Annotated in this window: 8 protein-coding genes; all 8 read left to right on the top strand. The window is 69.8% G+C overall.

Annotation, left to right across the window (positions count from 1 at the left end):
* The first annotated feature begins 47 nt into the window (after nucleotides 1-47).
* The 8 genes from EAO75_RS00125 (at nucleotide 48) to EAO75_RS00090 (ending at nucleotide 11,642) form a co-directional block, all read left to right on the top strand.
* Nucleotides 48-1,334: an ABC transporter substrate-binding protein gene (locus EAO75_RS00125; protein ID WP_147992969.1), complete on the top strand. Its 1,287-nt coding sequence runs from the start codon at nucleotides 48-50 to the stop codon at nucleotides 1,332-1,334.
* Complete coding sequence (locus EAO75_RS00120; protein ID WP_147992968.1) at nucleotides 1,334-2,290, top strand: carbohydrate ABC transporter permease; 957 nt, start codon at nucleotides 1,334-1,336, stop codon at nucleotides 2,288-2,290. Before EAO75_RS00125 ends, EAO75_RS00120 begins: the two co-directional genes overlap by 1 nt.
* A gap of 15 nt (nucleotides 2,291-2,305) precedes the next feature.
* Nucleotides 2,306-3,169 (top strand): carbohydrate ABC transporter permease, encoded by an 864-nt coding sequence (locus EAO75_RS00115; protein ID WP_147992967.1) that lies wholly within the window; start codon nucleotides 2,306-2,308, stop codon nucleotides 3,167-3,169.
* Nucleotides 3,169-6,099, top strand: a complete 2,931-nt coding sequence (locus EAO75_RS00110) for a glycoside hydrolase family 2 TIM barrel-domain containing protein (protein WP_147992966.1) — start codon at nucleotides 3,169-3,171, stop codon at nucleotides 6,097-6,099. The genes EAO75_RS00115 and EAO75_RS00110 overlap by 1 nt, the downstream gene beginning before the upstream one ends.
* 45 nt (nucleotides 6,100-6,144) lie before the next feature.
* On the top strand, nucleotides 6,145-7,980 hold the full coding sequence (locus tag EAO75_RS00105) for a LamG-like jellyroll fold domain-containing protein (RefSeq protein WP_147992965.1): 1,836 nt from the start codon (nucleotides 6,145-6,147) through the stop codon (nucleotides 7,978-7,980).
* An 18-nt stretch (nucleotides 7,981-7,998) separates the two neighbouring features.
* The gene (locus EAO75_RS00100; protein ID WP_147992964.1) at nucleotides 7,999-9,672 is read left to right on the top strand and encodes a PHP domain-containing protein; all 1,674 of its coding nucleotides are present in this window, start codon (nucleotides 7,999-8,001) and stop codon (nucleotides 9,670-9,672) included.
* Nucleotides 9,672-10,520: a hypothetical protein gene (locus EAO75_RS00095; RefSeq protein WP_147992963.1), complete on the top strand. Its 849-nt coding sequence runs from the start codon at nucleotides 9,672-9,674 to the stop codon at nucleotides 10,518-10,520. The genes EAO75_RS00100 and EAO75_RS00095 overlap by 1 nt, the downstream gene beginning before the upstream one ends.
* 228 nt (nucleotides 10,521-10,748) lie before the next feature.
* A complete protein-coding gene (locus tag EAO75_RS00090; protein ID WP_147992962.1) occupies nucleotides 10,749-11,642 on the top strand; it encodes an alpha/beta fold hydrolase in 894 nt (297 codons plus the stop codon).
* The last annotated feature ends 4 nt before the right edge of the window (nucleotides 11,643-11,646 follow it).

The raw sequence follows: 11,646 nt of genomic DNA, 5'->3' as shown, positions 1-11,646 counted from the left end.
CCCCTCTCATGCGAAGTCCCGAAAAGATCCGAAAGGCGGTGGGAGCTGTGCGGCTCTCACGAAGAGGCCTGCTCCGCGCGGGCCTGGCCGGTACGGCCGCCACGGCGCTCGGCGGCCTGGCGTCCGGCTGTGCCGTACCGTCCGGCTCGACCGGCCGGAACATGGTCCTGTGGTACTGGGACGGCGGCCTCGGTGACACGGCCGTCGACAAGGCCAAGGCCCGCTACGCGAGCAGCGTGGACCTCCAGGCCATCAAGATCGGCGGCTACTACCGGTCCAAGCTGATCACCACGATGACCGGCAACGCCCACGTCCCCGACATCGCGGGCCTCAAGGGCGAGGACATGGCGTCCTACCTGCCCAACGCGGACCAGTTCGTCGACCTCAGGACACTGGGCGCGGACAAGTACAAGAGCCAGTACCTGGCCTGGAAGTGGGACCAGGGCATCGCCGACGACGGCACGATGATCGGCTTCCCGATCGACTGCGGCCCGGTCGCGCACTTCTACCAGTACGAGGTGTTCCGCAAGGCCGGGCTMCCGTACGAGCCCGCCGACGTCTCCAGGGAGCTGAACACCTGGGAGAAGTTCTTCGATGCGGGTGAGCGGCTGAGGCAGCGGATCCCCGGGACCTCGCTGCTCACCGACGTCACCAGCGTCTACGACAACGCGGTCCAGCAGGGCAGCAAGCGCTACGTCGACAAGGACCGGCACTTCATCGGGGACCAGGAGCACATACGGSACGCCTGGGCGCTCGCCGTGGAGGCCAAGCGGCGCGGGATCGTCTCGAACCTCGTCACCGGCACCCCGGACCAGATATCCGCGGTCGACTCCGGCAAGCTCCCGAGCCAGCTCGGCGCCTCCTGGGCGACGTACGACATCAAGAACGGCAACCCGAAGACCAAGGGCAAGTGGCGGATCGCCGACATGCCGGTGCGGCCGTCCAACAACGGCGGTTCGTTCCTGTCGATCACCAAGGCGTGCCGGGAGCCCGAGCGGGCCTTCGAGATCATCGCCTGGATGCTGAACGCCTCCAACCAGGCCTCGGGCTACGTCGACGCGGGCCTCTTCCCCTCGACGCCCGCCGCGTACGACCTGAAGCAACTGCGCGACCCCGACCCCTTCTTCGGGGGCCAGGTGACGACGGACGTCTTCGGGCCCGCCGCGCAGAAGATCGCGGTCGCCTACAACAGCCCGTTCGACGTGGCGCTCGGGCAGCCGATCAAGGACGAGATCAAGAACGTCGGCGTCCTCGGCAAGGACCCGAAGAAGGCCTGGAGTGACGCCATGAGCAAGTGCCGGCGGATCGCGAAGCACCTGGGGGTGAGCTACTGATGGCCACCGCGTTGGAAAAGCCGCCCGTCATCGCGGAGCAGGCATCGGCTGCCGGGCCCCGCTCGGGTTTCCGTAAGTACTGGCACCTCTACGCCGCGATCTCCCCCTTCTACCTCCTCTTCCTCGCCTTCGGCCTGATCCCCGTCGGCTTCTCGCTCTACCTCTCCTTCCACCGCTGGGACGGCCTCGGCTCGATGGAGTGGGCGGGGCTCTCGCAGTACCAGTACCTGCTCAGCGACAGCGACTTCTGGAGCTCGATCGGCACCACGCTGATCATCTGGGCGCTGGCCACCTTCCCCATGATCTTCCTGGCGATGATCACGGCCGTGATGCTGAACTCCGCGGTCCGCTTCAAGAACGTCTACCGCTTCGCGTACTTCCTGCCGAACGTCACCTCGGTCGTCGCCATCGCGATCGTCTTCGGCTCGGTCTTCTCCACCAACTTCGGCCTGGTGAACGCCCTGTTGCAGGCCGTGGGGCTGGACCAGGTGGCGTGGCTGAACACCCCGTGGGGCATCAAGGTCGCCATCGCGACGCTGATGACCTGGCAGTGGACCGGCTACAACGCGATCATCTTCCTCGCCGGCCTGCAGACGATCCCGAGCGAGCTGTACGAGGCGGCGCGGGTCGACGGCGCCGGTCCCGTGCAGACCTTCTTCCGGATCACGCTGCCGATGCTGCGGCCGACGCTGCTGTTCGTGCTGGTGGTCTCGACAGTCACCGGCCTGCAGAGCTTCACCGAGGCGCAGGTGCTGCTGCAGAACACCTCGAACGACTCGACGTTCTCCYGTGGCCCGGACCACTCGGGCCGGACGATGGTCCTCTACTTCTTCCAGCAGACCTTCGACAACAACGACTTCGGCTACGGCGCCGCCGTGGCGTGGGGGATCTTCCTCGTCGTCGTCATCTTCTCGATCATCAACTGGCGCCTTGTGCAGCGCCGTGGCGAAGACTAGGGAGGCCTGAACACCATGGCATCCATCCAAGGAACACGGCGGCCGAAGGCCATTCGGGGAACCCGGAGCCGGGGCGTCGCGCTGCACGCCGTACTCGTCATCGGACTGCTCCTGTCGGCCTTCCCGTTCTACTGGGCCGTCATCATGTCGACGCACACGGCGACCGAGATCTTCTCGTACCCGCCGAAGCTGCTGCCCGGCTCGCACTTCCTTCAGAACGTCCGCAGCCTCTTCGACAACATCGACTTCTTCGGCTCCATGCTCAACTCGCTGCTGGTGGCGTCGGCGGTGACCTTCCTGGTCCTGTTCTTCGACTCGCTGGCCGCGTTCGTGTTCGCCAAGTTCGAGTTCCCGGGCCGCAGGCTGCTCTTCACGCTGCTGATGATCATCTTCATGGTGCCGACGCAGCTGGCGATCATCCCGCAGTTCGTGATGATGGCGAACATCGGCTGGATCGGCTCGATGACTGCGCTGATCGTGCCGGCGGCGGCGAACGCCTTCGGCATCTTCTGGATGCGCCAGTACATGAAGAGCGCCATCCACGACGAACTGCTGGACGCCTCGAAGATCGACGGCGCGAACTTCCTGCGCCAGTACTGGCACGTGGCCCTCCCGGTCGTCCGGCCGGGCCTGGCCTTCCTCGGCATCTTCACGTTCATGGCCCAGTGGAACGACTACGCCTGGCCCCTGATCGCCCTCACCAACCCGGACAACGTRACCCTCCAGGTCGCGTTGTCCCAGCTCAACGGCGTCCACGGCACCACGGACTACGGCATGGTGATGACCGGCGCGCTCCTCGCCCTCATCCCCCTGCTGATCGTCTTCGCCATCGGCGCCAAGCAGATCATCGGCGACCTCGGCAAGGGAGCCATCCGCTGATGGACCCGCTGCTGGGGCTGCGCCCCTGGGAGGCAKCCGAGGTGACCTCCTGGGGGCGACTGCCCATGAACGCCGTCGACCGGCGCTCCGGAGGACTCCCCTTGGACGGCGACTGGCGCTTCCAGTTGCTGCCGACTCCGGACGCGCCGGTCGGCGGTGCCTGGTCGACGTCGCGGGTCCCCGGCGTCTGGACCCTGCAGGGCACGGACGACCTGCCGCAGTACACCAACGTGCGGATGCCGTTCCCCGACTTCCCGCCCCACTCGCCCGCCGCCAACCCGACGGGCGTGTACGAGCGTGAGGTGGACGTGCCCGCCGACTGGGCAGGCCGCCGGATCGTGCTCCAGGTCGGGGCCGCCGAGAGCGTGCTGCTGGTGGAGGTGGACGGGCGGCCGGTGGGCATCTCCAAGGACTCCCACCTCGCGGCCGAGTTCGACCTCACGGGCCTGGTGCGCCCCGGCTCCCCCGCGACGGTGCGGCTCACGGTCGTCAAATGGTCCGACGCCTCGCACATCGAGGACCAGGACCAGTGGTGGCACGGCGGGATCACCCGCTCGGTGCTGCTCTACGCGACGGACCCGCTGCATCTCGCGGACGTGACCGTGCGGGCCCGCCACAACGGTGAGCTGCGGGTCGACTGCCGGGTGCGGGACGCGGGCGGTGCGCTGCCCGCGGGGTGGTACGTCAGCGGGGAGCTGGACGGCCGGCTCCTCGCTCAGGACCGGGAGTTCGACCGCTTCAACGCCGAGGACGAGCGGGTCTCCGACTTTCTCGGCGAGGCCCGGATACAGACGGCCGTCGAGGACGTGCGCACCTGGAACGCGGAGACGCCCGAGCTGTACGACCTGACCGTCAGCCTGCACCGCGCCGACGGCACGATCGCCGACACCTCCCGCCACCGGATCGGCTTCCGGGACGTCGAGATCGCCGGCCGTGACCTGCTCGTCAACGGGGAGCGGGTGCTCATCAGGGGCGTCAACCGGCACGACTTCCACCCGCTGACCGGGCGGACGGTGTCGTACGACGAGATGCGCGCGGATCTCGTCCTGCTCAAGCGGTTCGGCTTCAACGCGATCCGCACCGCGCACTACCCGAACGACCCCGCCCTGTACGACCTCGCCGACGAGCTCGGCTTCTACGTCGTCGACGAGGCGGACATCGAGTCCCACGACCACGCCCACGAGATCGCCGACGACCCGCGCTATCTGAACGCCTTCGTGGACCGCGTCTCGCGCATGGTGCTACGCGACAAGAACCACCCGTCGGTCATCATCTGGTCGCTGGGCAACGAGTCGGACTACGGCGCGAACCACGACGCGGCGGCCGGCTGGCTGCGCCGGCACGACCCGACACGGCCGGTCCAGTACGAGGGCGCGGCCAAGCTCGACTGGGCGGCGACCGACGACGCCTCCGACCTCGCCTGTCCCATGTACGCACCCATCGAGGACTGCGTCGCCCACGCGCTGTCGGGCCGGCAGACGAGGCCGCTCATCCAGTGCGAGTACTCGCACGCGATGGGCAACAGCAACGGCACGCTGGCCGACCACTGGGCGGCCATGGAGTCAACCCCGGGTCTTCAGGGTGGCTTCATCTGGGAGTTCTGGGACCACGGAATTCTGCAACGCGTGAGCGATGGCAGACCTGCCGGGCGCGCGGGCGCCGGGCTCTACGACAACGGTGTCGCCGCGCCCGGGTACCGCTGGGCGTACGGCGGCGACTTCGGCGAGTCCCTCCACGACGGCGCGTTCATCGCGGACGGCGTGGTCTTCCCGGACCGCACGCCCAAGCCGGCGATGTACGAGCACCGGGAGATCGCGGCGCCGCTGCGGATCGAGTGCGTGCGGATCGAGTGCTACAAGCACGAGGGCATCGTGCTCGGCAACCACCAGCACTTCCGCGGCCTGGACTGGCTCGCCGGCGAATGGCGGCTGGACCTCGCCGACGGCACGACGCTGACCGGCCCCGCGCAGCTGCCCAGGCTGTGCCCCGGCGAGACGGCCGCCGTACCGCTGCCCTTCGAGGTGCCGCGCGACGGTGGCGAGGCCTGGCTGACACTGCGGGTGACGGTGGCCGAGGACCAGCCGTGGGCGCCGCGCGGCACCGAGGTGTGCCTGCCGCAGGTGCGGCTGCGCGGGCCCGCCGTGGCCCCGGATGTTCCGGTGGACCGGCAGATCGAGGTCGACGGCGAGGGACTCCTCGTCCATCCGCTGCTGACGGCGGCCCCCACGCTCTCGCTGTGGCGCGCACCCACCGACAACGACGAGCTGGGCGGCATGGCCGGGCGCTGGCGCAACTGGGGGCTCGACGCGCTGGTCCGCAAGGTCGTGTCGGTGCACGACGGCGACGGACGCGTGACCGTGGAGGCGGAGTACGCGGGCACGACCGGTGTCGTACGGCACCGGCAGGTGCTCACGCCCGTCGAGGGCGGCGTCCGGGTCGACGAGGAGGCCGAGCTGCCGGCGGCGTTCGACGACGTGGCCCGGGTCGGCACGGTCTTCGAGACGGTCGCCGGGCTCGACCTCCTGGACTGGTTCGGGCAGGGGCCGTGGGAGTCGTATCCCGACCGCAGCACGGGCGCGCCCGTCGGCCATCACTCCGTACCGGTCGACGCGTTGTTCACCCCTTATCTGCGGCCCCAGGAGAGCGGTGGGCGGCACGGTGTACGGCGGTTCACGCTGTCGGCGCCGGACGCCACCGGGCTCTCGGTCACCCTGGACGAACCCCGCCAGGTGTCGGTGACCCGCTACGGCGCCGAGGACCTCGCCTCGGCCGGCCACCACGACGAGCTGGTCGCGCGGCCCGGCTGCGTGGTGCACATCGACGCCGCGCACCGCGGTCTGGGCACCGCCTCCTGCGGGCCCGACACCTCACCCTCGTATCTCGTCGCACCGGGCATCCATCGCTGGAGCTGGACCCTGCGCGTTCTCTGAACTCCCCCCACGCCCTTCGCTGTCACCTCTTCTCACGGAGCACACGTGTGTACTTCGCATGATCATGCCCAGGGCGAGGCCGAGCAGGCCGGTGCCGGAAGACGCGGTTTCCTGCGCGCGACCGCGCTGCTCGGCGCCGCGGCCACGGCCGGGGTCGCCCTGCCGACCGTGGCCGAGGCGTCCACGGCGGCCACGGCGGCCGGTTGGCGTCCGAACGCCGACAGCCGCCGCTTCACGCTGGCCGTGATGCCCGACACCCAGTACCTCTTCGACGGGCCGAGCATCAACCCCGCGCCCATCGAGGCGTCCCTGCGCTATCTCCTGGAGCACGGCCGGGACGAGAACATCGTCTTCCTGTCCCACCTCGGCGACCTCACCGAGAACGGCGCGAAGGAGGAGTTCGCCGCGATCGGCAAGGCCTTCGAGCTGCTCGACCGGCGTGGCGTCGGCTACAGCGTCCTCGCCGGCAACCACGACGTGAAGTCGTCCACGAACGACCAGCGCGGCGCCACGCCGTACCTGGACACGTTCGGCCCGCGGCGGTTCCAGGGCAAGTCGACCTTCGGGGGCGCCTCTTCGGACGGCTACAACACCTACCACCTCTTCAAGGCGGCCGGCCGCGAGTGGATGGTGCTCGCGCTGGACTGGCGGCTGTCGGCGCAGGGCTACGCCTGGGCGAAGGACGTCCTCGCCCGGCACCCGAAGACGCCGGTCGTCCTCACCACGCACGAACTGGTCGTCGACGACGACGCGTTGTCGTCGTACGGCCAGCAGCTGTGGGACCAGCTGATCAAGGACCACGACCAGATCTTCCTCACCCTCAACGGCCACTACTGGCCGGCGGGCCGGGCCGTCCGCAAGAACGCGGCGGGCAACGACGTCCACCTGCATCTGACGAACTACCAGAACCGCTACTTCGGCGGCGCGGCGATGATCCGCCTCTACCACTTCGACCTGGACCGCGACGTCATCGACGTCGAGACGGTCTCCCCGTGGATCCTGGGCCGCGCCGCGAAGGGCCTCAACGAGCTGGAGCGCCAGGAGATCGAGCTGAGCGGCGACGCCGACCGGTTCTCGGTCGACATCGACTTCGCGGACCGTTTCTCCGGCTTCTCCCCGCTGCCGGCCCGCCCGGCGCGCCCCGCGTCGAAGATGCTGATCCGGGGCACGGCCGCCTACTGGCGCTTCGACTCCCCCGTCTCCGGCACCGTCCGCGACCTGTCCGGCCGCGGCAACGACCTCACCGTGGTCTCCGTCGGCGGCGGCACCCTCGGCTGGTCCGCCGACCACCACCCCGACCAGCCCGGCCACGGCAGCCTGGAGTTCACCGGCTTCAAGTCCCCGCTGAGGGGCGCGTACCTGCGCACGGTCGACGGCGCCCCGCTGAACTCGGCGACCTTCAGGAACGGCTACACGATCGAGGCCTTCTACCGGCTCCCCGCGGACTGGGACGCCTCGCACAACGCCTGGGGCGGCCTGATCAGCCGTACGGGCACGGGCGGCGCGGCCGGCAAGACCGAGGGCGACCCCGACGAGCCGCTCGCCACGCTCTCCCTCTCCGACGGACCCGGCCCGCAGTGGGCGGTCCGGCCGCTTAACCAGGAGGGCATCGCCACCAACTGGGGCGACGAGACCGGGCGGGAGACCTGGTGGCACGTCGCCGTCGTCAACGACGGCCGGCACACCACGCTGTACGTCCAGGGCTGCCCCGTCGCCCGCAACCCGCACGCCACCGCGATCGGCCTCGCCTCGGTATGCCTGCCCTGGCTGCTCGGCGGCTACGAGTACGGCGGCAGGATCGACCAGATCCACTACGGCCGCCTCGGCGACGTCCGCGTCGTCGAACGGGCGCTGCCCGTCACGTCCTTCATGAACCACTGACACCCGCCGAGGATGACCATGACCGAGCAGCAGCTGCCCACCTGGGCCGACCCGTCCGTCTCCCCCGCCGACCTCGACCCGCAGGGCGTCTCCAGACGCGGACTGATGCGCCGCGCGGGCCTGTTCGGCGCCGCGTTCGCGCTGGGCTCGACGGCCGTCCCCGCGATGGCGTCTTCGGGCGAGGGGCGTCTGGGCGGCGACGACCCACGCCTCGCCTACCTCGTCGGCGACCACCACATCCACACCGTCTACAGCCACGACGCCAAGTACACGTTCTCCCAGCTGGCCGCCGCGGGCGCCAAGTACGGCCTGGACTGGATGGTGTTCACCGAGCACTCCAACTTCGGGCACGCCCATTACGGCGCCGCGCTGGAACACAAGGAGATCCTCGATGCGCGCGCCGAGAACCCGCGCCAGCTGATCTTCCAGGGCCTGGAGTGGTACATCCCGGCCGCCGAGCACTGCACGGTCTTCGCGGCGCCCGGCCGGCACGAGGCGGACCTGCTCACGCAGTTCGAGAGCGCCTACGACGGCAAGCTGCTCGGATACACCGAGGGAGCCCCGGGGGCCGCGGACACGGCCCGCAACGAGGCCCACGCGGTCAAGGCCCTCAAGTGGCTCGCCGAACAGCGCCGTACGGGCTACGTGGACGACGTCCTCGTCCTCGCCAACCACCCGCTGCGCCTCGGCATCGACTCCCCGCACGAGATGCGGGGCTGGCGGGACGCGGCCCCCGAGATCATGATCGGCATGGAGGGCGCGCCCGGCGCCCAGGGCGCGGCGATCCCCGGCTGGCGCGGTGCGACGTCGATGCGCGGCGAGTACGAGAACAAGCCGTCGGCACAGTCCTGGCCGGGCTATCCGGCACAGGCGTACCTCACGTACGGCGGCTTCGACTGGGCGACCGCGACGGTGGGCGGCCTGTGGGACTCGATGCTGGCGGAGGGCCGTCTGTTCTCGATCACCACGAACTCCGACGCCCACCGCATCGTCTTCGACACCTGGAGGAACGGCGACTGGCCGGCGGGCCAGAATTTCGACAACACCGGCAAGCTGCCCGACCCGGTGAACACCGACACCCCGCAGCCGGGCAGCGACTTCTGGCCGGGCCAGTTCAGCCGCACCCACGTCGGCGTGACCCGCTACGGCTACCGCGCCGTGATGGCGGGCCTGCGCGCGGGCCGGGTCTGGCTGGACCACGGACATCTGCTGGACGGCCTCGACGTACGCCTGAAGCGGGACTGCGACCACGGCCGGGGCGTGACGCTGGGCGGCCGACTGCGCGTCCGCAAGGGCGAGAAGCTCACGCTGAACGTCACGGTCACGACGGCCTCCCGCCCCAACCCGCAGGGAATCCTGCCGGAGTTGGCGCACGTGGACGTCATCCGGGGCGCGGTGCGCGGCCCGGTCGCCGACCGGGACACCTGGCAGGCGCCGGACACCAAGGTCGTGGCGACGAAGGACGTGTCCGGCCGCAAGGGGACGTACACCCTGCGGATCCCGGTGACCGCCGGGAACGAGCCCTTCTACGTCCGCCTGCGCGGCAGCGACGGCAACCGCAACGGCGCGGGCTACCTCGGCGCGTCGGTCGACCCGCACGGGCCGATCCCGCACACGCCCGGAAACGGTGACCCGTGGACGGATACGTGGTTCTATTCGAACCCCGTGTTCGTCGACGTGGCAGGAGCCTGATGAGACGTCATCTCGTCACCCCCGTTTGCTTATTGGGTGCCCTCGCGCTCGGCGCGGGCACCGCCTCGGCCGCCGGTGACCCGCACTGGACCGAGACCGGCACGGCGTACACCGACACCCTGGGCGGCGGGCAGGGGCTCGCCGCCCGGGCGGACGGCTCGCTCCTGTACCGGGGCCTGGTGGACATCCCGCTGAGCCTGCGGATCAAGGGCTGGAACCACGTGGGCGACCCGGACATCGCGAACGGGTACGTATTCGACGCCTACCAGGGCCCGGACACGGCCACGTCCAAGATGTACGCGGTGACGACACCGACCGGGAAGCGCTACGAGTACGTCCACCGGCTCAACCCGGGCGAGAAGCTCAACAACTCCTTCGCCACGGTCTCGCCCGACGGCCAGTGGCTGGTGTCGGGCGAGTGGGGAGAGCAGCGCAGACTCCAGGTCTTCCCGGCTCCCCTGCTGAACCCGGCCACGTCCCCCACGGGCGGCGACCTGAAGGAGGCCTGGCAGATCACCCTGGACAAGCCGGTACGCGACATCCAGGGCTGCGACTTCGTCACGGACACCCGCCTGCTGTGCGCCTCGAACGACGCCACGGGCACGTTCTTCCCCGAACCCCGCCCCCTCCTCCAGGTGGACCTGCCCCGCAAGGTCGACGGCCAACCGATCACCGGCGCGGTGAAGTCCCTGCTCGCACTGCCGCAACGCAGCGTGTGCACGGGGGCGTTCGAGACGGAGGGCGTGGACTACGACGCGAACAGCGGCACGCTGCGGGCTCAGATGATCCCGCCGGGGGTGTGTGCGGTGGCGACGGCCGTGTACTCCTACAAGCAGGTCCCGAGCTGACCGAGAAGTCGTGCGAGGGCCGCGGTGACCGCAGAAGCGGTCACCGCGGCCCTCTCTCGTACCGAATTCTCGTACCGAACCGACAAGTCCCCGCCACCTCTTGGCCATTGACCCGCCAGAAGCCGGAAACACCCGCACATCGGGATGATCTGGGGCACGATGGGGAATGGCCGTTGCACGACCACACGGCATGCCGCAGCGGGCGGGGGCTTCGGAAGGGGGCCGCGCATGCTCAAAGACGTGTTTACGGGGGACGGGCGCCGATTAGCCGTCGAGATCTGCGGAGATCTCAGCGGTTTTCCGGTGTTCCTGCTTCATGGCACCCCCGGCAGCAGACTCGGCCCGGCGCCTCGGCCCATGCTGCTGTATCACCAGCGGGTTCGGCTCATCACCTACGACCGTCCCGGCTACGGTCCCTCGGACCGGCTGCCGGGACGACGCGTTGAGCACGTCGCCGCCGACGTCGCCGCCATCGCCGATGCCCTCGGTGTCGAACGCTTCGCTGTCGTCGGCCGATCCGGAGGCGGGCCGCACGCCCTTGCCTGCGCAGCCCTGTTGCCCGACCGAGTGACCCGGGTGGCGGTACTGGTGAGCCTCGCTCCGCGAGACGCCGACGGCCTGGACTGGTTCGCGGGGATGGCGGCCTCGAACGTCGACGAGTACGCCAAGGCCCTCACCGGGCCCGATCAGCTCGCAGCCAGTCTGCGCAAGCGCTCCGTGGACYTTCGAGCCGATCCGCGCCGGCTCCTGGCCCAGTTGCGCTGGGAACTCACCGAATCCGACCTGCGAGTCGTCGCCGACGCCGGTATCCGGGCCATGCTGGTGCGCAACTACCGTGAGGCGCTGAGCGTTTCGGCCGACGGGTGGGTGGACGACGCCCTGTCATTCTGCAGCCCCTGGGGCTTCTRGCTGGACGACATCTCCGTCCCCGTGCTCTTGTGGCACGGTGAACAGGATGTATTCTCCCCGGCCAGCCACACTCGGTGGCTGGCCGAACACATTCCGAGGGGACGCGCCGTCTTCCACCCCAGGGAAGCGCACTTCGCGTCGTTGCGCGTGCTGCCGAACATCGTGACCTGGCTGTTGGGCGGCAGGGCCCGGTTGGCGCCCCACGGCACATGAGAGG

Source organism: Streptomyces sp. UW30, assembly GCF_008042075.1.
In the GTDB taxonomy this organism is placed as follows: Bacteria; Actinomycetota; Actinomycetes; order Streptomycetales; family Streptomycetaceae; genus Streptomyces.
The sequence above is the reverse complement of the archived record's forward strand: the minus strand, read 5'-3'. Positions and strand labels throughout refer to the sequence as shown.

Bases quoted from the DNA above. Each gene is read 5' to 3' on its own strand.
- EAO75_RS00100 (WP_147992964.1), top strand. From the start codon at position 7,999: ATGACCGAGCAGCAGCTGCCCACCTGGGCCGACCCGTCCGTCTCCCCC.
- EAO75_RS00095 (WP_147992963.1), top strand. From the start codon at position 9,672: ATGAGACGTCATCTCGTCACCCCCGTTTGCTTATTGGGTGCCCTCGCG.